At 73.0% G+C, this 20,355-nt stretch carries 18 protein-coding genes; 6 read left to right on the top strand and 12 right to left on the bottom strand.

The window, feature by feature from the left end; translation table 11 throughout:
• The first annotated feature begins 142 nt into the window (after nt 1-142).
• Genes FHS22_RS11435 through FHS22_RS11425 form a run of 3 tightly spaced genes read left to right on the top strand, consistent with a single transcriptional unit; the run spans nt 143 to nt 3,249 of the window.
• The gene (locus FHS22_RS11435) at nt 143-1,108 is read left to right on the top strand and encodes a tripartite tricarboxylate transporter substrate binding protein (RefSeq protein ID WP_184940911.1); all 966 of its coding nucleotides are present in this window, start codon (nt 143-145) and stop codon (nt 1,106-1,108) included.
• Nucleotides 1,108-1,725, top strand: a complete 618-nt coding sequence (locus FHS22_RS11430) for a tripartite tricarboxylate transporter TctB family protein (protein ID WP_184940909.1) — start codon at nt 1,108-1,110, stop codon at nt 1,723-1,725. Before FHS22_RS11435 ends, FHS22_RS11430 begins: the two co-directional genes overlap by 1 nt.
• Complete coding sequence (locus FHS22_RS11425) at nt 1,726-3,249, top strand: tripartite tricarboxylate transporter permease (protein ID WP_184940908.1); 1,524 nt, start codon at nt 1,726-1,728, stop codon at nt 3,247-3,249.
• Between the two features lie 81 nt (nt 3,250-3,330).
• Here the strand turns inward: FHS22_RS11425 and FHS22_RS11420 are convergent, their stop codons facing one another.
• Nucleotides 3,331-3,981, bottom strand: coding sequence for an MOSC domain-containing protein (locus FHS22_RS11420; RefSeq protein ID WP_184940906.1), 651 nt, complete (start codon nt 3,979-3,981; stop codon nt 3,331-3,333).
• Between the two features lie 189 nt (nt 3,982-4,170).
• Here FHS22_RS11420 and FHS22_RS11415 point away from each other — a divergent pair, with 189 nt between their 5' ends.
• On the top strand, nt 4,171-4,740 hold the full coding sequence (locus FHS22_RS11415) for a calcium-binding protein (RefSeq protein WP_184940904.1): 570 nt from the start codon (nt 4,171-4,173) through the stop codon (nt 4,738-4,740).
• Between the two features lie 169 nt (nt 4,741-4,909).
• Here FHS22_RS11415 and gatB read toward each other — a convergent pair whose 3' ends face one another.
• The 10 genes from gatB to FHS22_RS11365 all read right to left on the bottom strand — a co-directional run bounded on the left by gatB (nt 4,910) and on the right by FHS22_RS11365 (nt 17,055).
• Nucleotides 4,910-6,397 (bottom strand): Asp-tRNA(Asn)/Glu-tRNA(Gln) amidotransferase subunit GatB, encoded by a 1,488-nt coding sequence (gene gatB, locus FHS22_RS11410; RefSeq protein ID WP_184941240.1) that lies wholly within the window; start codon nt 6,395-6,397, stop codon nt 4,910-4,912.
• Nucleotides 6,398-6,411: 14 nt separating this feature from the next.
• The gene (locus tag FHS22_RS11405) at nt 6,412-7,014 is read right to left on the bottom strand and encodes a hypothetical protein (protein WP_184940902.1); all 603 of its coding nucleotides are present in this window, start codon (nt 7,012-7,014) and stop codon (nt 6,412-6,414) included.
• Entirely contained in the window at nt 7,011-8,099 is a 1,089-nt protein-coding gene (locus tag FHS22_RS11400; RefSeq protein WP_184940900.1) for an AAA family ATPase, read from the bottom strand. The genes FHS22_RS11405 and FHS22_RS11400 overlap by 4 nt, the downstream gene beginning before the upstream one ends.
• Nucleotides 8,100-8,153: 54 nt before the next feature.
• Nucleotides 8,154-9,644, bottom strand: coding sequence for an Asp-tRNA(Asn)/Glu-tRNA(Gln) amidotransferase subunit GatA (gatA, locus tag FHS22_RS11395; protein WP_184940898.1), 1,491 nt, complete (start codon nt 9,642-9,644; stop codon nt 8,154-8,156).
• Nucleotides 9,641-9,940 (bottom strand): Asp-tRNA(Asn)/Glu-tRNA(Gln) amidotransferase subunit GatC, encoded by a 300-nt coding sequence (gatC, locus tag FHS22_RS11390; RefSeq protein ID WP_184940895.1) that lies wholly within the window; start codon nt 9,938-9,940, stop codon nt 9,641-9,643. The genes gatA and gatC overlap by 4 nt, the downstream gene beginning before the upstream one ends.
• A 152-nt stretch (nt 9,941-10,092) precedes the next feature.
• Nucleotides 10,093-10,398 (bottom strand): hypothetical protein, encoded by a 306-nt coding sequence (locus tag FHS22_RS11385; protein ID WP_184940894.1) that lies wholly within the window; start codon nt 10,396-10,398, stop codon nt 10,093-10,095.
• A 374-nt stretch (nt 10,399-10,772) separates the two neighbouring features.
• Nucleotides 10,773-12,878 (bottom strand): putative bifunctional diguanylate cyclase/phosphodiesterase, encoded by a 2,106-nt coding sequence (locus FHS22_RS11380; protein WP_184940892.1) that lies wholly within the window; start codon nt 12,876-12,878, stop codon nt 10,773-10,775.
• Between the two features lie 219 nt (nt 12,879-13,097).
• Nucleotides 13,098-15,284: an NAD-dependent DNA ligase LigA gene (ligA, locus tag FHS22_RS11375; RefSeq protein ID WP_184940890.1), complete on the bottom strand. Its 2,187-nt coding sequence runs from the start codon at nt 15,282-15,284 to the stop codon at nt 13,098-13,100.
• A 113-nt stretch (nt 15,285-15,397) separates the two neighbouring features.
• Nucleotides 15,398-15,820 (bottom strand): hypothetical protein, encoded by a 423-nt coding sequence (locus tag FHS22_RS11370; RefSeq protein ID WP_184940888.1) that lies wholly within the window; start codon nt 15,818-15,820, stop codon nt 15,398-15,400.
• A 230-nt stretch (nt 15,821-16,050) separates the two neighbouring features.
• The gene (locus tag FHS22_RS11365) at nt 16,051-17,055 is read right to left on the bottom strand and encodes a uroporphyrinogen decarboxylase/cobalamine-independent methonine synthase family protein (RefSeq protein ID WP_184940886.1); all 1,005 of its coding nucleotides are present in this window, start codon (nt 17,053-17,055) and stop codon (nt 16,051-16,053) included.
• A 168-nt stretch (nt 17,056-17,223) separates the two neighbouring features.
• Here FHS22_RS11365 and FHS22_RS11360 point away from each other — a divergent pair, with 168 nt between their 5' ends.
• Nucleotides 17,224-17,865, top strand: a complete 642-nt coding sequence (locus FHS22_RS11360; protein WP_184940884.1) for an MBL fold metallo-hydrolase — start codon at nt 17,224-17,226, stop codon at nt 17,863-17,865.
• A 232-nt stretch (nt 17,866-18,097) separates the two neighbouring features.
• Here the strand turns inward: FHS22_RS11360 and mnmA are convergent, their stop codons facing one another.
• Nucleotides 18,098-19,168 carry a tRNA 2-thiouridine(34) synthase MnmA gene (mnmA, locus tag FHS22_RS11355; RefSeq protein WP_184940882.1) on the bottom strand — a complete coding sequence of 357 codons (1,071 nt, stop codon included), beginning with the start codon at nt 19,166-19,168 and terminating at the stop codon, nt 18,098-18,100.
• Nucleotides 19,169-19,284: 116 nt separating this feature from the next.
• On the opposite strand from mnmA, the gene FHS22_RS11350 reads away from it, so the two are divergent.
• Nucleotides 19,285-20,331 carry a DUF695 domain-containing protein gene (locus tag FHS22_RS11350; protein WP_184940880.1) on the top strand — a complete coding sequence of 349 codons (1,047 nt, stop codon included), beginning with the start codon at nt 19,285-19,287 and terminating at the stop codon, nt 20,329-20,331.
• The last annotated feature ends 24 nt before the right edge of the window (nt 20,332-20,355 follow it).

Raw genomic sequence — 20,355 nt, 5'->3', positions numbered from 1 at the left:
TAACAGCGGGGTCGCGGCGCGGCCACGTCCGCGCGTGACCAATACGACCGATACGACGGCAAGCACGCAAAGCATCGACACCGCGGCCCGCGGCGCCCACCATCCTCACCACGCTTTTCCTCACGTTGTCAGGAGAATGACCATGGGTCTTCGGAGACTCGCCGCCCTGGCGGCCCTGTCCCTCGCCGCCCTCTCCGCATGCGGCTCGGGCGCGGAGTCCGGAACCAGCGCGCTGAAGATCATGGCCCCCGCCTCGCCCGGCGGCGGCTGGGACCAGACGGCCCGCACGGCGGAGCAGGCGTTCACGTCCGCCGACCCGTCCCGCAGGGTCGAGGTCTACAACGTCCCCGGCGCGGGCGGCACCATCGGCCTGGCCCAGCTCGCGGGCGAGAAGGGCAACGGCGACCTGCTGATGACCATGGGCCTGGTCATGGTGGGCGCGGTGGAGCAGAACAGGTCGCAGGTCACCCTGGCCGACACCACGCCCATCGCGAAGCTGACCGAGGAGTACGAGATCGTCGTGGTCCCGGCGGAGTCGCCGTACGCGACCCTGGCCGACCTGGTGGCGGCCTGGAAGGCCGACCCCGCGAAGATCGCCATCGCGGGCGGCTCGGCCGGCGGCACCGACCACATCGTGGCCGGGCTGATGGCCAAGGCCGCCGGGATCGACCCCGAGCAGGTCAACTACGTCGCGCACTCCGGCGGCGGCGAGGCGCTCAACGCGCTGCTCGGCAACAAGGTCGCGATGGGCATCTCCGGCATCGGCGAGTTCGCCGAGCACGTGAAGTCCGGCAAGCTGCGCGCCCTGGGCGTCTCCTCCCCGGCGCGGCTGCCCGCGGTGGACGCGCCCACGCTGAGGGAGGGCGGCCTGGACGTCGAGCTGGCCAACTGGCGCGGGTTCGTCGCGCCCGGCGGGCTGGACGAGGAGGCGAAGAAGAAGCTGACCGAGGCGGTGACGAAGATGCACGCCTCGCAGGCGTGGAAGGACGCGGTGAGCAAGAACGGCTGGACCGACGTCTTCCAGACCGGGCAGCCGTTCGCCGACTTCCTGGCGGCCGAGCAGACCAGGGTCAAGGCGATCATCGCGGAAATGGGCCTCGTCTCCTGATGTCCGCTCACGAGGAACCGCAGGCGGGCCGCGATCCGGGGGCGCCGGAGGGCGCCTCGGACGGGCCCGCCGCAGCGCACGCGCCTTCGGGCGGGCCGGGTGCACCCGCACCGGACGCGGGCGGGCCCGCCGGGCGGGGGTGGCGCCGGCCCGAGCTGGCGCTGGCCCTGGTCGTCCTGGGCCTGGGCGTGTTCGTGATCGCCGGCACCGCCGACGTCGCCGCCGCGGGCTCCGGGATCGGCCTCGGCCCCCGCTTCTTCCCCGTCATCGTCGGCTCGGCGCTGCTGCTGATCGGGGCGTTCTACGTGGCCGACGTCCTGCGGGGCGGTCACGGCGACCCGGAGGAGAGCGAGGACGTCGACGCCGGCGCCGGCGCGGACTGGAAGACCGTGGCCCTGGTCAGCGTCATCTTCCTGGCCTTCGCGGGCCTGGTCGACCTGCTCGGCTGGATCATCGCGGGCGCGCTGCTCTTCTTCGGCCTCTCGGTGACGCTCGGGGCCGCCCATCGGCTCCGGGCGGGCGCCGTCGCGATCGTCCTGTCGACGCTGTCGTACCTGGCCTTCGTCAAGGGGCTGGGCGTGACGCTGCCGACCGGGCTGCTCTCGGGGGTGATCTAGGTGGAGTCGCTGCGGCTGCTGCTGGACGGGTTCGCCACCGCGCTCACCCCGGTCAACCTGCTCTACGCGCTGGCCGGGGTCACCCTCGGCACGCTGGTGGGGGTGCTGCCCGGCATCGGCCCGGCCATGACCGTCGCCCTGCTGCTCCCGGTCACCTTCAGCGTCCCGCCGGCCAGTGCGTTCATCATGTTCGCCGGGATCTACTACGGCGGCATGTACGGCGGGTCCACGACCTCGATCCTGCTCAACACGCCCGGTGAGAGCTCCTCGATGATCACCGCGCTGGAGGGCAACAAGATGGCCAGGCGCGGCCGGGCCGCCCAGGCCCTGGCCACGGCGGCGATCGGGTCGTTCGTCGCGGGCACGGTCGCCACCGGCCTGCTGGTGGTCGCGGCGCCGCTGGTCGTGGAGTTCGCGATCTCCTTCGGGCCGGAGGACTACTTCGCGCTGGCCGTGCTGGCGTTCACCGCGGTCTCCTCGGTGCTGTCCCGCTCGGTGGTGCGCGGCCTGGCCTCGCTCGGGTTCGGCCTGGCCATCGGCCTGGTCGGCATCGACGAGCAGACCGGGCAGGCCCGGCTGACCCTGGGCGTCCCCCAGCTGCTCGGCGGCATCGAGGTGGTGGTCGTCGCGGTCGGCCTGTTCGCGCTGGGCGAGGCGCTCTACGTCGCCTCCCGCCTCCGGCACGGTGAGCCCGAGATCATCCCGGTCGGCCGGGCGTTCCTCGGCCGGTCCGACTGGTCCCGGTCCTGGCGGCCGTGGCTGCGCGGGACCGCGCTGGGCTTCCCGTTCGGCGCGCTGCCCGGCGGCGGCGCGGAGATCCCGACCTTCCTGTCCTACTCGATCGAGAAGCGCCTGGCGCGCGGGACCGCCCGCGAGGAGTACGGCAGAGGCGCGATCGAGGGCGTCGCGGGCCCCGAGGCGGCCAACAACGCCTCGGCCGCGGGCACCCTGGTCCCGCTGCTCACCCTGGGTCTGCCCACCTCGGCCACGGCCGCGATCCTGCTGGCCGCCTTCCAGCAGTACGGCCTGCAGCCCGGCCCCCAGCTCTTCGACCACAACCCGGCCCTGGTCTGGGGCATGATCGCCTCGCTGTTCCTGGGCAACGCCATGCTGCTGGTGCTCAACCTGCCGCTGGCCCCGCTCTGGGCGCGGGTGCTGCACGTCCCCCGGCCCTACCTCTACGCCGGGATCGTGCTCTTCGCCGCGCTGGGCGTCTACGCGCTGAACGCCTCCTGGATCGACCTGGTCGTGCTCTACGTCCTGGGCCTGCTCGGCTTCGCGATGCGCCGCTTCGGCCTGCCGGTCGCGCCCGCGGTGATCGGCATGATCCTGGGCCCGATGGCGGAGATCCAGCTCCGCCGGGCCCTGGCCATCGGCGCGGGGGACCCGGCGGTCCTGGTGCGCAGCCCGGTGGCGCTGGCCTTCCTGGGTCTGGCGGCCCTGGCCCTGCTCGCGCCGCCTGCCGGGAAGGCCGTGGCGCGCCGGTTCGGGGGGCCGGCCGTACGCCGGTCCGACGACGGGTGACGCCGAGCGACGACGGGTGACGACGGGGCCGCCCCTCCGCGCGGGCGGTCCCGGCGGACCGGGACCGGCGCCCGGCGGCGGTCACCCGCCGGTGCGCCTGCGGACCAGTTCCCTGTCCTCCTCCGGCAGCGCGTCGGCGGCGAGCAGCCGCGGCAGCAGGTCCGGCTCGCGGGTCAGGGCGCGGAAGGCGAGCGCGACGGTCACGTCGTGACCGGGCCGGTGCGCCACCGCGACAGGGTCGCCGGCCCGGATGTCCCCCGGCTCGATCACGCGCAGGTACGCGCCCGGCAGCACCGCCCCGGTGAACCTCTTGATCCACCCCTCGGTCTCCAGCCAGCCCTGGAAGGTCCCGCAGGGGATCCTCGGGCACGACACCTCCAGGACCACCTCGTCCCCGACGCGCCAGCGCTCGCCGATCAGAGCGCCGTTGACGTCGAGGCCGCAGGTCGTGAGGTTCTCGCCGAAGGCGCCGTTCGGGAGCGGCCTGCCCAGTTCCCCCTCCCACGCGTCGAGGTCCTCCCGGGCGTAGGCGTAGACGGCCTGGTGGGATCCGCCGTGGTGCTTGACGTCGTAGACGCGGTCCCCCGCCAGACCGACCGCGCCGGTGCCCTTGGGGCCGGGATCGCGCACGGCGACCGGGCCGTCGACGGGCCGCTTGTCGATGCCCGTCGCGCCGAGGTTCTTCCAGGGGTTGGGCCGGGGCCTGCCGACGTTGACGGAGAGCAGCTTCATGCGGATGACGGTACGGCTCCGCCGCAGGCCGGAGCGACCCGTTTCCCGGCCGTTCCCGGCACCGCGGAGGCCGGCTCGGGTGTCCACTGACATCGCCTGTGAACGAGGGGGTAATTGGACGTGTTCTCCGTGCGCCGGGTCCGATGTACTGCATCGCAGGTCAGGGGGCCACGACACACGAGGAGACACATGAATCTCGGCATCTCGCGCAGGACCGGTTTCCGCGCTCTCGCCACGGGGGCGCTGCTGGTCGTCTCGGCGGTGGCGACCACCGCCGCGCCCGCGCAGGCGCAGGCGCTCACCAACGTGACGGCGATCGGCGGGAAGTTGTCCGTCAACGCCGGCGACGTCGGCGACAACATCACCATCAACGTGGAGAACGGCGCCCTGGTGGTGCGGAACTTCAACGACACCATCATTGCGGGCAGCTTCACCTGCACCAACGTGGACGCCAGGACCGTCCGGTGCAACAGCGCCGGGATCACCAACATCCTGGTGAACGCGCAGGGCGGCGCCGACACGGTGACCAACAACACCGCGCTGCAGTCCAGGGTGTTCCTCGGCCCCGGCGGCGACGTCTTCGCAGGCGGCTCGGCCCGGGACTTCGTCAACGGCGACGGGGGCAGCGACCTGCTCGACGGCAACGGCGGCGACGACATCCTCATCGGTGACGCGGGGATCTCCGACCGGGCCGTCGGCGACGCGGGCACCGACCTCTGCACCGCGGAGACGGAGAGCCTCTGCGAGGGCGACGCCTAGAGGTCCGGCCGGACCGCACCGGCCGGGTGGCCCGGTGCGCGATCACACGGCTCCCGGTGGGTGGAAGTACGGAACACCGTAGAAAACGGAGTACCGGAAGAGCGCGGGCCCGCCGGTCGGGTGACCGGTGGGCCCGCGTGCGCGCCGCTCCGGGGACGATCGCGGAGGGCTACTCGGAGACGCCGAGCTTCTCCAGGATCAGCTCGCGGGCCCGGCCCGCGTCGGCCTTGCCCCGGCTGGCCTTCATGACGCCGCCGACCAGCGCGCCCACCGCGGCGATCTTCCCGCCGCGCACCTTCTCGGCGGCGTCGGCGTTGTCGGCCAGCACCTGGTCGATGATCGTCGAGAGCTCGCCCTCGTCGTTGACGATCTGCAGTCCGCGGGCGGAGACCACCTGGTCCGGGGAGCCCTCGCCGTTCAGCACGCCCTCCAGCACCTGGCGGGCCAGCTTGTCGTTGAGCGCGCCTCCGGCGACCATCGCGCACACCCGGGCGATCTGGTCGGGGGTGATCTCCAGGGCGCTCAGCGGGACCCCGGCCTCGTTGGCCCGGCGGGCCAGCTCGCCCATCCACCACTTGCGGGCGTCCGCGGGCGGCGCGCCCGCGGCCACCGTCGCCTCGACCAGGTCGATGGCGTCGGCGTTGTGCATGGCCTCCATGTCCAGGTCGGAGACGCCCCACTCCTGCTGCAGCCGCTTGCGCTTCACGCGCGGCAGCTCGGGCAGGGCCGCCTTCAGCGAGGCCACCCAGGCCGGGTCCGGCGCGATCGGCACCAGGTCGGGCTCGGGGAAGTAGCGGTAGTCCTGCGCCTCCTCCTTGGACCGGCCCGAGGTGGTGGAGCCGGTGTCCTCGTGGAAGTGCCGGGTCTCCTGGACGATCCGGCCGCCGTCGGCGAGGATCGCGGCCTGCCGCTCGATCTCGCTGCGGACCGCCCGCTCGACGCTGCGCAGCGAGTTGACGTTCTTGGTCTCGGTCCGGGTGCCCCACTCGGAGGAGCCGCGCGGCATGAGGGAGACGTTGACGTCGCACCGCATGGAGCCCTCCTCCATACGCACGTCGGAGACGCCCAGGGCGCGCATGACCTCGCGCAGCTCGGTGGCGTAGGCGCGGGCGACCTCGGGGGCGAGGCGGTCGGTGCCGGGGATCGGCTTGGTGACGATCTCCACCAGCGGGATGCCCGCGCGGTTGTAGTCGACGATCGAGTAGTCGGCGCCGTGGATGCGGCCGGTGGCGCCGCCCATGTGGGTGGACTTGCCGGTGTCCTCCTCCAGGTGCACCCGCTCGATCTCGATCCGCACGGTCTTCCCGTCCACCTCGACGTCGAGGTAGCCGTCGGAGCAGAGCGGCTCGTCGTACTGGCTGATCTGGTAGTTCTTCGGCATGTCCGGATAGAAGTAGTTCTTCCGGGCGAAGCGGCACCACTCGGCGATCGAGCAGTTCAGCGCCAGGCCGATCCTGATGGTGGACTCGATCGCGGCGGCGTTGGCCGTCGGCAGCGAGCCGGGCAGCGCCAGGCAGACCGGGCAGACCTGGGTGTTCGGCGCGGCGCCGAACGTGGTCGGGCAGCCGCAGAACATCTTCGAGGCCGTACCCAGCTCGACGTGCGTCTCCAGGCCCAGCACCGGCTCGAAACGCTCCAGCGCCTCGTCGTACGGCATGAGCGTGTGGGTGCTCACAGGTAACCAAGTCCCTTCAGTGCGGTCCTCGTCTCGGCGACCCAGTCGGCGTAGCCGGGAACCTGGGCCAGAGCGGCGAGGTCGATGTTACGTGCGATGTATTCGAAGTAGTCGCCGACCGGCCTGCCCCGCCGGGGGGCGGTCGCGGCCAGGACCTCGCGGGGGTAGGCGACCCGCTCGACGCCGCCCGGCTCCGCCGGCAGCCCGGTGAGGTCGCTGCCCGCCAGCCCGGCCCACACCGCCGGGTCGGCCAGCGGCCAGGCCTCGGTGTCACCCAGGCCGACCACCGGCACCAGGTAGTGCGAGTGGTACCGCACGCCGTCCGCCCGGCCGCGTTCCCGGGCGTGCCCCCGGCCGTGCTCCCTGGTGTGCGCTCTGCCGTGGTCTCGCGCGAAGATCAGGTGGCAGTCGGCGGCGAGCTCCTCCAGCGCCGTGACGATCTGGTCGCGGTCGCAGGTGACGGTCCTCGTGGCCCCCACGTCCACCACGTACGGGGAGGCCCGCACCAGCTCGCGGAGCTGCCGGGAGATCAGCACGCCGAGGAACCCCTCGTCGGCCTCCCCCTCGGCGACCAGTCCCGGGACCAGCGGGCGGTTCATGCCGCCGCGCCCAGGTAGCGGCGGACCTGCCGGGGCGAGACGAACGTGCCCGGCTCGCCGTCCGGCTGGACCGGCTTGGCCACCGTCACCCGCGACATCCGGTCGCCGCCGGGGTCCACGCGGACCACGGCGTCCAGGAAGGTCAGGGCGTCCGGATCGGTCCGGTAGAGCTCGGCGACCACCACCGGCGAGTGGCTGGTCAGGATCACCTGCCGGTACGGCCCCGCCCCGCCGGGCGCGGCGACCAGCCGCCGGATCCGCCGGAGCAGCTCGCCCAGGCGGCCCGGGTGCACGCCGTTCTCGATCTCCTCCACCAGGAGGGTGACCGGGTGGTCCGGGTCGTGCAGCGCGGCCAGCAGTCCGAGCACCTTCAGGGTCCCGTCCGACAGCAGCGCGGCCGGGACCGCCCCCTGGCCGTCCAGGACCAGGTCGAAGGAGCACTGCCCCCGGTCGAACCGGGGCGCCAGCGCGGCGGCGTCGGGGACCAGCGCGGCGAGGTCGGCCACCAGGTCGGCCATGGCCCCCGTCCCCGCCATCCGCCCGAGCACCGCGGCGAGGTTCCCGCCGTCGGCCGCGAGCGGTCCCCGGTCGGCCGGGGAGCACCGCCCGCGCATGACGTGCGGCACGGGGGCGTACCTGCGCCAGGCCGCGACCGTGCGGCGGGGCGTGGCGTGCGGCTCCGGGTCGACGACCATGAGCCCCAGCAGTTCCTCGGGGAGCCCCCGGGCCACGTGGCTGACGACCGGCCCGGTGGAGCGCGGGATCCGCAGCACCATCTCCGCGCCCGTGTCGAAGCGGACCGGCAGCAGCGCGCCGGGCTCCGGGGCGACCAGCGTCTCCACCGCGACGGTGAACGCGGGGAGCGGATCGCCCTCCGCGCCCCGGTGGAACTGCTCGTGCGGGGCTCCCCGGCGCGCGCCGAGCAGCCCGCCGGGACCGCCGACCTCGTCCGCGACGAACCCGAGGGCGTCCAGCAGGTTCGACTTGCCGCTGGAGTTGGGGCCGACCAGCGCGAGGAACGGCGGCACGTCGAGCTCGAAGTCCAGGAACGACTTGAACCCGTCGATCTCGATTCTCGTGATCACGCCACCGTGCCTCCTCTCCGCCTCGCCGTACCCGGAACGTGCCTCGGACGCGCCCTACAGCGCCGGGGCCTTGGCGAGCAGGCCGCCGCCCCAGCGGTCCGTCAGGGCCCGCTCCACGGCGGCGCCGACCCGGTAGCAGCGGTCGTCGCCGAGCACCGGGGCCATGATCTGCAGGCCGACCGGGAGGCCGTCCTCGTCGGCCAGGCCGCACGGGACCGAGATCGCGGCGTTGCCCGCGAGGTTGCTCGGGATCGTGCACAGGTCGGCGAGGTACATCGCCATGGGGTCGTCGGCGCGCTCGCCGATCGGGAACGCGGTGGTCGGCGTGGTGGGCGAGACGAGCACGTCCACCTGCTGGAACGCCGCCTGGAAGTCGCGGGCGATCAGCGTGCGGACCTTCTGCGCCTGCCCGTAGTAGGCGTCGTAGTAGCCGCTGGACAACGCGTAGGTGCCCAGGATGATGCGGCGCTTGACCTCGGGGCCGAAGCCCGCGGCCCGGGTGAGCGCCATGACCTCCTCGGCCGAGCGGGTGCCGTCGTCGCCGACGCGCAGGCCGTACCGCATCGCGTCGAAGCGGGCCAGGTTGGACGAGCACTCCGACGGGGCGATCAGGTAGTAGGCCGGCAGCGCCGTGGTGAACGACGGGCAGGAGACCTCGACCACCTTGGCGCCCAGGTTCTCCAGTAGTTCCACGGTCTCGTGGAAGCGGGCGAGCACGCCCGCCTGGTAGCCCTCGCCGCCGAACTCCTTGACGACGCCGATGCGCAGCCCCGCCACGTCGCCCTGGCGGGCCGCCTCGACGACGCTCGGCACGGGGGCGTCGATGGAGGTGGAGTCCATGGCGTCGTGCCCGGAGAACGCCTCGTGCAGCAGGGCCGCGTCCATCACGTCGCGGGCGAACGGGCCCGGTGTGTCCAGCGAGCTGGCGAAGGCGATCAGGCCGTAGCGGGAGGAGCCGCCGTAGGTGGGCTTCATGCCGACGATGCCGGTGACCGCGGCGGGCTGCCGGATCGAGCCGCCCGTGTCGGTGCCGGTGGACAGCGGCGCCTGGTAGGCCGCGACCGCGGCGGACGAGCCGCCGGAGGAGCCGCCCGGGATCCGGGACAGGTCCCACGGGTTGCGGGTGGGGCCGTAGGCCGAGTTCTCGGTGGAGGAGCCCATCGCGAACTCGTCCAGGTTGGTCTTGCCGAGGATCACCAGCCCGGCCTCGCGCAGCCGCCGGGTCACGGTCGCGTCGTACGGCGGCCGCCAGCCCTCAAGGATCTTGGATCCCGCGGTGGTCGGCATGTCGGCGGTGGTGAAGACGTCCTTGTGCGCGATCGGCACGCCGGCGAGCGGGCCGAGCTCCTCGCCGGCGGCCCGGCGCTCGTCGACCCGGCGCGCCTGGGCGAGGGTCGTCTCGGCGTCGACGTGCAGGAAGGCGTTGACCTTCGGCTCGACGGCGGCGATCCGGTCGAGGTGGGCCTGGGCGACCTCGACGGCGGAGGCCTCGCCGCGCGCGACGAGCGCGCCGAGATCGGCGGCCGACTTGTGGATCAGGCTCATGCCTCCTCCCCGAGGATCTGCGGGACGCGGAAGCGGTTCTCCTCGACGGCGGGGGCGCCGGACAGCGCCGCCTCGGGCGTCAGGCAGGGCCGTACCTCGTCGGGACGGTAGACGTTGGTGAGCGGGAGCGCGTGCGAGGACGGCGGGATGTCGTCGGCCGCCACCTCGGCGACGCGGGCGACCGCACCGATGATCACATCGAGCTGGGCGGCGAAGTGGTCGAGCTCCTCGTCGGCCAGCGCCAGCCGGGACAGCCGGGCGAGGTGAGCGACCTCGTCGCGGGTTATGGCGGACATGAGTCGTTGAACCCGTTTCGTGAATGGCAATTGGACACTGTCATCCTAGGGCGCATGACCCGGCACGCCCGACTCATCCACACCTGGAAGCCGTGGAACCGGTGCTCACCTGCCGCCGGACGGGCCGGTCGGCCGCGGCGGGGGAAGGGCCCCTACGGCTGGAGAGCGCCGGCGCTCGGCCGCAGGCCCGGCTGCGGGTACCCCAGAACGGCGGTCCCGCCCTGCGAGGCCTGCGCACCGGCCGACGAGAGCGCGTGCAGCAGCGTGATGATCGCCAGAGCGAGCGTGACCGTTCCGGTGAACGCGCCGGCTCCCCACGTGAGCACCGTGGGGCGGGTGCCGCCGGCCCACTGCGACAGGATGCCCGCGACGAGCGCGGCGATGACGCCCAGCAGCACGGCGATGACGACCCAGAGGGCGGGAGCGGCGGCGGGGTCAACGGTGAACGAGGAGTGCATAGAGGACCTCCCGGTTTCCGGAGGCTCCAGCGCGCGGCGAACCCCCCGGAAATTGCCATCAACGACAAATTAACCGAATAGCACTGAAAATACGATTCGGTTTTTGAACGCCGGCCGTCCCTTTCCGGCGTTCTGGGGGTCCACCTGCGAAGCGGTCCGCCGCTTGGGCATCAGGCGGCTGGATTGCGGCGACTCCTTGCGGCGGTTACTACACAGGCGTTACTACAACAATGATTCCTCTCCTTTGATTACGTAAACCCCATACGTGGTTCATTCATGAATCCGTACGCGACCCGCCGCAGCCTGCGCCGAGCGCCTCGTGTGCACCGCGCCTCGTGTGCACCGCGCACGGTCGCGTCCTCGCAGGACCGCCCCTAAGCCGTCTGGGGATCGAGGACCTCGGCGGGACGGAAGGAGAAGTCCGGCTTCAGCTGGCCCTGGGCGTACCCGTTCCGCTCGCGGTGCTCGCGGAGCCAGGCGGTGGCGTCGACCGCGGACATCGCCTCGGCGAACCACCAGCCCTGGCCGAGGTCGCAGCCCATCTCGGCCAGGCGCGCGGCCACCTCGGCCGACTCGACGCCCTCGGCGACCGAGCGCAGGCCCAGCGAGCGGACCAGGTCGACGATGGAGCGGACGATCCGCTCGTCGTCCCTGGAGTCGCAGATCCGGCGCACGAACGAGGCATCGATCTTGACCTCGGAGACCGGGAGCCGCTGCAGCCGGACCAGCGACGAGTAGCCGGTGCCGAAGTCGTCCAGCGCGAGCGGCACGCCCAGCGAGGCCAGCGCCCGGACGGCGTCGGCGGTGTAGGCCTGGTCGGTCATCAGGATGCGCTCGGTCACCTCCAGCTGGATCGCCTTCGGGGGCAGCCGGTAGCGCGCCAGCCCCGCCTCCAGCCGGTCGGGGAGGGCGGAGTCGAGCAGGTCGCGGGCCGAGACGTTGACGGAGATCTGCTCGTGCAGGCCGGTATGCCACCAGTGGGCCGCCTGCTCCAGCGCCGCGTCGATGACGTACTCGGTGAGCTGGCGCATCAGGTAGGACTGCTCGGCCAGCGGGACGAAGTCACCCGGGGAGACCATCCCCCGGACCGGGTGCCGCCAGCGCAGCAGAGCCTCCACCCCCCGCACCTGCCCGGCGGCCAGGTCGAGCTTGGGCTGGTAGTGCAGCCGCAGCTCCGAGCGGTCGATGGCCCGGCGCAGGTCGCCCAGGAGGCTGAGCCGCTCGGGGCTGTTGCGGTCCTTGTCGGCGAGGTAGAGCTCGACGCCGCTCCTGCCCTCCTTCGCCAGGTACATGGCCACGTCGGAGCGCTGCATCAGCAGCTCGAAGTCCGGCGCGTGGTCGGGATAGAGCGCGATGCCGACCGAGGCGTCCAGGTCGAAGGTCATGCCCTCCAGCCGGGCGGGCTCGGTGAGCGCCACCCGGAGCCGGGCGGCCACCTCCCGGGCCGCGGCGGCGTCCCGGACCGAGGGGAGCAGCACCGCGAACTCGTCGCCGCCGAGCCGGGCCACCACGTCGCCGGGCCGCACGCTGTGGGTGAGCCGGTGCGCCACCATCTGCAGCAGCCGGTCGCCCACCGGGTGGCCGAGGGTGTCGTTGACCTCCTTGAACCGGTCGAGGTCCAGCAGGAGCAGGCCGACCCGCTCGCCCTCGCGGGCCCTCGCCTCGGCGAGCGCCTCCTCGGTCCGGAGCACGAGCATCTTGCGGTTGGGCAGTCCGGTGAGCCCGTCGTGCATCGCCTGGTGGTCGCGGCGGACCGAGAGGGTGGCGGTGAAGTAGACCGCCGCCATCGGCGCGACGAACAGGGGGACCAGCGCCGGGGAGTGGTTCATCACCACCACGACCAGCGGGGCCAGGCCCAGCAGCCCGGCGTACACCAGGCTCTGGTGGCCGATCGTGGTGCGGATCACCCGGTGGATCGAGCGGCGCTCGTGCAGTGCGACCGCGCCGGAGACCAGCAGCGCCCTGACCACGAAGTAGGCGAGCCCGGCCAGCCCGATGGCGAGCAGGTCGTTCCCGGCCGGCACCCGGCCCGCCGCGGGGACCGCCCGGTGCCCGAACGCCCCCAGCACGGCCCCCGCCGCCGTGTAGGCCAGCGTCACCTGCGCGACGTTGAACAGCACCCGGTGCCGGGCCCTGCGGGTGACGGCCCCGTTGACCAGGATGGCGACCGCCTGGACCAGCAGGGCGACCGGGAGCCCGTAGTGCAGGAGCGCGGCGAAGGTGAACATCGTCGAGGGGTAGGTGCCGCCCACCGCCATCGACGAGGAGAGCATCACCGGCCGGAGCTCCCCCAGCACGACCAGGACGGCCAGCGTCCAGAACAGCGGCGAGTGCGCGAGGTCCACCAGTTCCCCGACGTCGGTCCACCACTGGGCCGCCACCAGCACGGCGGTGCCGACGACGGTGACCGCCGTCAGGTAGGTCCACAGGGGCGAGCCGGCGCGCGGCCCGGTGTCGCGGGTATCAGTCGGGTCAGCCATGAGTAACAAAACCCCCATTAGTTCACTATGGGAGAGTACGGCCTGCGAACCACTTCGCGAAACCGGTTGGGCACGTTCCGTCACTGTCCACGTTGAGTCGTCCACCCCGAGCGCTCCGACAATGCCCCAAAGATCCACACAACACCCCATTCGGGGAAGGGCGGCCGCTCCCGCTCCCACCGTCCCGCCCCGGGAACGGCTCCCCGTCCGGCGCCGCGGTCAGGCCTCCGGCTCGGCCGCCACCGCCACCGCGGCCGCGGCCTCGGGCCCCTCGGCCAGCAGGACCGCCAGGCCGTTCTCGTCGAGGATCGGCACGCCCAGCTTGACCGCCTTGTCGAACTTGGACCCGGCGTTCTCCCCCGCCACCAGGAAGGAGGTCTTCTTCGACACCGAGCCGGCCACCTTGCCGCCCCTGGCCGCCAGGGCCGCCCCCGCCTCGTCGCGGGTGAAGCCCGCCAGCGTGCCGGTGACCACGAAGGTCAGCCCGGCCAGGGTCTGCGGCGGCAGGTCGGCCGGGGGCTCGTCCTCCATCCGGACCCCGGCGGCCCGCCACCGGGCGACGATCTCCTGGTGCCAGTCGACCTCGAACCACTCGCGGATCGCGGCGGCCACCCGCGGGCCGACGCCGTCGACCGCGGCGAGCTCCTCCTCCGTGGCCTTCGCGATCGCGTCGATCGAGCCGAACTCCGAAGCGATCGCCTGGGCGGTGGGCGGGCCGACGTGCCGGATCGACAGGGCGACCAGCACCCGCCAGACCTCCCTGTCCTTCGCCGCCTCCAGTTGCTGGAGCATGTTCTCGGCGTTCTTGCTGAGCGTGCCGTCCTTGTTGGCGAAGAAGGTCACGACCCTGGGCTCACCGGTCTCCGGGTCGGTCTTGGGCAGTCCGGTGTCGGGGTCGCGCACGACCGACTCGATCGGGAGCAGCCGCTCGGCCGTCAGGTCGAACAGGTCGGCCTCGGTGCGGACCGGAGGCTCGTGCGGGGGCAGCGGCTGGGTCAGCGCGGTGGCGGCCACGTAGCCCAGGCTCCTGATGTCGAAGGCCCTGCGCCCGGAGGCGAAGAAGATCCGCTCGCGGAGCTGGGCCGGGCACGCCCTGGTGTTGGGGCAGCGCAGGTCGGCGTCGCCCTCCTTCTCGTAGGCCAGCACGGTGCCGCACTCGGGGCAGTGCGTCGGCATCGTGAACGGGCGCTCGGTGCCGTCGCGCAGCTCCTCGACCGGCTTGACGATCTCCGGGATCACGTCGCCCGCCTTGCGCAGCACCACGGTGTCACCGATCAGCACGCCCTTGCGCGCGACCTCCGAACCGTTGTGGAGCGTGGCCCGCTCGACCGTGGAACCGGCCACCACGATCGGCTCCATGACGCCGTACGGCGTGACCCGGCCGGTCCGGCCGACGCCCACCTGGATGTCGAGGAGCTTGGTGTTGACCTCCTCCGGCGGGTATTTGTAGGCGATCGCCCAGCGCGGCGCCCGGCTGGTGGAGCCCAGGTTGCGCTGGAGCTCGATGCGGTCGACCTTCACCACGACCCCGTCGATCTCGTAGGCCGGGTCGTGCCGGTGCTCGCGGTAGAACTCGATGAACGCGGTGATGCCGTCGAGGTCGTCGACGACCTTGTAGAGGTCGCTCACCGGCAGGCCGAGCCCCCGCAGCCGCTCGTAGATCTCCGACTGGGCGCGCGGCAGCGCCGTCCCCTCCCAGGCCCCGACCCCGTGGGCGATCATCCGCAGCGGGCGCTGCGCGGTGATTCGCGGGTCCTTCTGCCGCAGCGAGCCCGCCGCCGAGTTGCGCGGGTTGGCGAACGCCGCCCTGCCCGCCGCGACGAGTTGCTCGTTGAGCTTCTTGAAATCCTCCACCGGGATGTAGACCTCGCCCCGGACCTCCACCAGGTCGGGCACGTCGTCACCGGTCAGCCGGTGCGGGATGCCCGCGACCGTGCGGACGTTGGCCGTCACGTCGTCGCCGATCCGGCCGTCGCCCCGGGTCACCCCCCTGACCAGCCGGCCCTTCTCGTAGACGAGCGCGATCGCCAGGCCGTCGATCTTCAGCTCGCACAGGTAGGGGGCCGGGTCCCGCTCGGCCAGCCGTTCCACCCGCGCCTGCCAGGAGACGAGGTCGTCGGCGTTGAAGGCGTTGTCGAGGCTCTCCATCCGCCTCAGGTGGGCGACCGGCGTGAACTCGCTGGAGATCGGCGCCCCGACCTTCTGCGTCGGAGAGTCGGGGGTGCGCAGGCTCGGATGCTCCTCCTCCAGCGCCCGCAGCTCGCGCATCCACGTGTCGTACTGCGCGTCGCTGACGGTCGGCGCGTCGAGCACGTGATAGCGCCAGTCGGCCTCTTCGGCCAGCTCGCTCAGTTCCGCGTGCCGCTCCCGCGCGGTGACCGGCACACCCTCGACCTCGGCGCCCATCGTCCAGCTCTCCCCTCGTCGAACCGCCAGGGAGAATCTATCGCCGGGCACCGACATCCGGCCCCGCCCGGAGGACGGACGCCCGAACGGACCGGCAGGCGCGCCGCGGGACCTCAGCCGCCCTGGGTGTAGATGGTCTTCCACGAGGTGCACCAGCCGGTCGGCCGGCTGGAGTTCCCGCGGCAGACCTTCGCCTTGATCTGGAGCGGGTAGGACACGTTCTTCCGGAACGTCCCCGTGCCGGGGGTGCAGTTCCAGTAGGCCGCGGAGCTCCACTTGCCGGTGGTGGAGCTCTGCCAGCGGAGCTGCACCCAGGAGCAGCCCTTCCCCCGGGTGTCGTAGAGGCTGCCCCGGATCTGGAAGGCGCTCTGGGTGACGACGACCTTCCCCTTGGCGGTGGCGTGGCCGTCGGTGGAGTGGATCGGGCCCCACTTCCAGCTGCCGGCGGCCGAGTCGGCCGAGGCCGCCGTGGATCCGGCGACGGTGAGGGCCGCGGCGGCGGTCAGGCCGAGCAGGATGCGGAAGCCGGTACGCATGAAAAGAACTCCAGACATGTGGCGCGATCAGCGCGTTTTCTCGACATGTCAATGAATAAGCGCACGTACTTGCAGGCCACTTGAGAACCCGTTGAACCCCTGACCAGGGTGGGATCCTCACGCCTCTCCCGCCGTCCCGGGCCCCCTGCTCCGCGCCCGTCCCGCCCGGCCGCACCCGTTCCGCCGGACCAGGGCTTCCCGCCGGACCCCGGGCCTCCCGGAGCCCGCCCTCACTCCCCCGGGTCCTCCCGGAGCACCAGGGCCGCCCTGCGGCAGGCGGCCAGGGCCGCCTTCGCGTAGCCCGGCGAGGCGCCCGCCAGCCCGCAGGCGGGCGTGAGCACGACCTGGGAGGCCAGGACCGCGGGAGAGAAACCGAGCCGGCGCCAGAGCTCGACCGCCGGGCGGGCGACCACCCCGACGTCCGGCAGCGCGGCGTCCGTGCCGGGCACGACGCCGAGGAAGAACGCCAGCCCCGCCTCGACGGACTCGCCGATCACGTCCTCGTCCCGGCGGCGCAGCAGCGAGGCGTCCAGGGAGACGCCCCTCGCCCCCGCCTCCCGGATCACCGTGAACGGCACCCCCGGGGCGCAGCAGTGCACGATCGGGAACGCGCCGGCGGGCAGCACCGCGCGGAGCCGTTCCGCCGCCACCGGAGCCTCCACCGCGGGCAGCCGCCCGAACCCCGAGGCCGTCGGCACCGTACCGGCCAGCACCCCGGGCAGGCCGGGCTCGTCGAGCTGGACCACGATCTCCGTGGCCCCCGGCACCCGCTTGCGGACCTCGGCCACGTGCGCGGCGAGCCCCTCGGCGAAGGACTCCGCCAGATCCCGTACGGCCCCCGCGTCGGCGAGCGTCTTGTCGCCGTGCCGCAGCTCGACCGCGCCGGCCAGCGTCCACGGCCCGCACACCTGCGTCTTGAACGGCCCCTCGTACCCCTGCGCGGCCTCCTCCAGCGCGTCGAGATCGCGCAGCAGGTGGTCACGGGCCCGCTTGGCGTCCCGTCCGGGCCGGTCGGTGAACCGCCAGCCCGACGGCTGCACCTCCACCGCCAGCTCCACCAGGAGCGACGCGGCCCGCCCGACCATGTCGGCGCCGACGCCGCGGGCGGGGAGCTCCGGCAGGTACGGCAGTGCGGGGAGCTCGCCGAAGACGACCCTGACCGCCTCGGCGTGGTCCTCGCCCGGATGCGACCCGACTCCGGTCGCGCTCGCCTCACCCCACGGAAACGTGTTCACGAAGGTCAGCTTAGGGCCCGTCCGCCCCGGGTCCCGCGAACGGCGACCGGCGCCGGCGCCACGGGCCCCGGACCGCTCCCCTCGCGGGCGCCGCGCCCCCCGCCCGCGGACCACCGCCGCCTCGGCGGCGCCCGGGCCCGGCGGTCCCGCCGCCGTAGGGTGAGGGGCATGAGACTCACCAAGTTCGGGCATGCCTGCGTCCGCCTGGAGAAGGACGGCTCGGTCCTCGTCATCGACCCCGGCTCCTTCAGCGAGGAGTCGGCCCTCGAAGGGGCTCAGGCCGTGCTCATCACCCACGAGCACTTCGACCACGTGGAGCCCGACCGGCTGCGCCGGGCGGCCGAGGCCGACCCGGCCCTGGAGATCTGGACCTGCGAGGGTGTCGCCGCCACGCTGACCGGCATCCCGGCGAAGATCCAGACGGTACGGCACGGCGACGCGTTCACCGCCGCGGGCTTCGCGGTCAAGGCCGTCGGCGAGTGGCACGCGCCGAACCACCCGGACATGCCGATCGTGCAGAACGTCGGGTTCTTCGTGGACGAGGAGGTCTTCTACCCCGGTGACGCCCTCACCCCGCCGGGCGTCGAGGTCCCCACGCTGCTGGTACCGACCAACGCCCCGTGGCTGAAGGCCATGGAGATGGTCGCCTACCTGCGCGAGGTCCGTCCCGCCCGGGCCTTCTCCACCCATGACGGCCTGCTCAACGACCTCGGTCTGGGACTGGTCGACCGCTGGCTGGAGATCGAGGCGGACCGGCAGGGAGCCGAGATCCGCCGCCTGAGGCCGGGCGAGTCCGTCACTCTGCCCTAGGCGGGCCCGTGGCCGGGCGGAGGCGGCCGGTCGCCTGCTGTGCGCCGCCCCCGCCCGCCCCGGCTACAGAAATAAGGGCGCTTTGACATACTCAAGAGAGAAAGCGGCACAAAGAACCACAAACCATGCTTTTCCTGCTTATCGTCCGACTCATCCCGATCAATGGACCGGCCGCCTCCGGCCGCGAAGCCCCCGGCTCAGGCGGGACCGGGCACTGATCCGCCGGCCGGGATCAGGAGGCGGAGGCGATGGTGGCCGAGCCGATCACCGTGTCACCGAGGTAGAGCACCGCGGCCTGGCCCGCCGCCACCCCGGTGGCCGGAGCGTCCAGCGCGATGTGGACCTCCTCGCCGGAGAGCAGGGCGCGGCAGCCGTACACCTCGCCGTGGGCGCGGAGCTGGACCGTGCAGGCCAGCGGCTCGGCGGGCGCGGCCACCGGGCCGTTCCAGACGGGCCGGGCCGCCACGATGGACGTGACCTCCAGGGACGAGCGCGGACCGACCGTGACCGTGTTGGAGACCGGCTCGATGGACAGCACGTAGCGCGGTCCGCCGTCGGCGGACGGGCGGTCGATGCGCAGGCCCTTGCGCTGGCCGACGGTGAAGCCGTATGCGCCCCGGTGGCTCCCGACGACCTCGCCCGACTCGTCCACGATCGGGCCCTCGGCCGCGCCGAGGCGGTCGGCGAGGAAGCCCCGGGTGTCACCGTCGGCGATGAAGCAGATGTCGTGGCTGTCGGGCTTGTCGGCCACCATGAGCCCGCGCCGCGCGGCCTCCTCGCGGACCTCGGCCTTGGTCGAGTCACCGAGCGGGAAGATCGCGTGCTTGAGCTGCTCGCGGGTGAGCACGCCCAGCACGTAGGACTGGTCCTTGCCCTCGTCCGGACTGCGGCGGAGCACGCCGCCGTCGAGCCGGGCGTGGTGCCCGGTCGCCACGGCGTCGAAGCCGAGCGCGAGGGCCCGGTCGAGCACCGCCTCGAACTTGATCTTCTCGTTGCAGCGCAGGCAGGGGTTGGGCGTGCGGCCCGCGGCGTACTCGCTGACGAAGTCCTCGACCACGTCGCGGTGGAAGCGCTCGGCCATGTCCCAGACGTAGAAGGGGATCCCGATCACGTCGGCGGCCCGGCGGGCGTCGCGCGAGTCCTCGATCGTGCAGCATCCGCGCGCGCCGGTCCGGTAGGACTGCGGGTTGGCCGACAGCGCCAGATGGACGCCGGTGACGTCATGGCCCGCCTCGGCGATGCGGGCGGCGGCCACGGCGGAATCGACGCCCCCGGACATGGCGGCAAGCACACGAAGAGTCATAGCCCTCTGAGCGTACCCGCGCCGCGGGGCATTCCGCGGACCGCGCGTGACCGGGCAGCCCGTACCGGCGGCCGGCTGTTGGCACCTGCCTCCTCGGACTGGGAGAATCCGGAGTCATGCGACTGTTCGGGCGCAAGAGCGAATCCGCCGGGGAACCCGTCGACGGCATCGGCGAGTTCTGGGCCTGGTGGACCGAGGCCAGACCTGAGCTGGACGCGATGGTGGCCGCCGGGGAGGCCGACCGGCTGGCCGAGTGGATCGGTCCCGCGGTGACGGTCGTCCACCCCTCCCTGGTCTGGGAGATCACTCCGGGATTCACCGCCGACCAGGCCCTGGTGGTCACCGCCGCGGGCGACGCCGAACTGCGCGCCGTCGCGCACCGCTGGGCCGCCGCCGCGCCCCCCGCCGACGCCCGCTGGGAGTTCCACCCGTCCCGGCGGGCCAACCCCCACGCCATGGACCTCACCCTCGACGTGGACGGCTACGAGTTCGCGCTGGACAAGCTCGTCCTGGGCCTGCGCGCCCCGCACGGCAACCCCCGCGTCGACGTGGTCGCCCACCATCCGATCTTCGGCATCCTCGACGAGGACACCCGGACCGAGGCCGCCCTGCTCGCCCTCGACTGGCTGCTCGGCGAGGACGACGTGGCCCGCTGGGTCGGGGGCATCTCCGCCGTCCAGTTCCCGCCGATCGACGCCGTGCCCGCCGTCCACCTGCCCAGCGTGGTCGCCGACCTCGCCTCCGGTTTCCAGGAGGAGCAGTGGGCGCTGCTGGAGGGCGAGACCGCCGGCGGCGCCCGCCTGATCGCCACCGCGCGCTACCCGCTCCGCCCGGTCGACTACCCCCTGTTCGACCAGCACATCGCGGTCACCCTGCCCTACCTGCACCGCGACGCCGACGGCCTGCCCGTCGGGCCGTCGCTGGACGCCCTGCGCGACTTCGAGGAGCGCCTCGCCGGGCGGATCAGCAGGCTGAACGGGACCGCCGTGCTCGCCGCCCACATGAGCGCCGAGGGCCAGCGGGTGCTGCACATCTACGCCGACCCGGTGGGCGACGCGGCGATCCACGCCAAGGAGCTGATCATCACCTGGGAGGAGGGCCAGCCCCGCGTGGACGTCGCAGGCGACCCCGCCTGGGCCGCCGTCGCCCCCTTCCTCAACTGACGGCGGGGGCACGGGTGAACGCCT

It is taken from the genome of Thiemannella venezuelensis (assembly GCF_014203605.1).
Classification (GTDB): Bacteria; Actinomycetota; Actinomycetes; order Streptosporangiales; family Streptosporangiaceae; genus Planomonospora_A; species Planomonospora_A venezuelensis.
The sequence above is the reverse complement of the archived record's forward strand: the minus strand, read 5'-3'. Positions and strand labels throughout refer to the sequence as shown.

What these genes read in the sequence shown, in the direction of transcription:
- ligA (WP_184940890.1), bottom strand. Translation starts at nt 15,284, where the DNA reads ATGGGCGCCGAGGTCGAGGGTGTGCCGGTCACCGCGCGGGAGCGGCAC.
- FHS22_RS11370 (WP_184940888.1), bottom strand. Translation starts at nt 15,820, where the DNA reads ATGCGTACCGGCTTCCGCATCCTGCTCGGCCTGACCGCCGCCGCGGCC.
- FHS22_RS11350 (WP_184940880.1), top strand. Translation starts at nt 19,285, where the DNA reads ATGCGACTGTTCGGGCGCAAGAGCGAATCCGCCGGGGAACCCGTCGAC.
- FHS22_RS11405 (WP_184940902.1), bottom strand. Translation starts at nt 7,014, where the DNA reads ATGAACCGCCCGCTGGTCCCGGGACTGGTCGCCGAGGGGGAGGCCGAC.
- FHS22_RS11415 (WP_184940904.1), top strand. Translation starts at nt 4,171, where the DNA reads ATGAATCTCGGCATCTCGCGCAGGACCGGTTTCCGCGCTCTCGCCACG.
- gatB (WP_184941240.1), bottom strand. Translation starts at nt 6,397, where the DNA reads ATGCCGTACGACGAGGCGCTGGAGCGTTTCGAGCCGGTGCTGGGCCTG.
- gatC (WP_184940895.1), bottom strand. Translation starts at nt 9,940, where the DNA reads ATGTCCGCCATAACCCGCGACGAGGTCGCTCACCTCGCCCGGCTGTCC.
- gatA (WP_184940898.1), bottom strand. Translation starts at nt 9,644, where the DNA reads ATGAGCCTGATCCACAAGTCGGCCGCCGATCTCGGCGCGCTCGTCGCG.
- FHS22_RS11420 (WP_184940906.1), bottom strand. Translation starts at nt 3,981, where the DNA reads ATGAAGCTGCTCTCCGTCAACGTCGGCAGGCCCCGGCCCAACCCCTGG.
- FHS22_RS11360 (WP_184940884.1), top strand. Translation starts at nt 17,224, where the DNA reads ATGAGACTCACCAAGTTCGGGCATGCCTGCGTCCGCCTGGAGAAGGAC.
- FHS22_RS11430 (WP_184940909.1), top strand. Translation starts at nt 1,108, where the DNA reads ATGTCCGCTCACGAGGAACCGCAGGCGGGCCGCGATCCGGGGGCGCCG.
- FHS22_RS11385 (WP_184940894.1), bottom strand. Translation starts at nt 10,398, where the DNA reads ATGCACTCCTCGTTCACCGTTGACCCCGCCGCCGCTCCCGCCCTCTGG.
- FHS22_RS11380 (WP_184940892.1), bottom strand. Translation starts at nt 12,878, where the DNA reads ATGGCTGACCCGACTGATACCCGCGACACCGGGCCGCGCGCCGGCTCG.
- FHS22_RS11435 (WP_184940911.1), top strand. Translation starts at nt 143, where the DNA reads ATGGGTCTTCGGAGACTCGCCGCCCTGGCGGCCCTGTCCCTCGCCGCC.
- mnmA (WP_184940882.1), bottom strand. Translation starts at nt 19,168, where the DNA reads ATGACTCTTCGTGTGCTTGCCGCCATGTCCGGGGGCGTCGATTCCGCC.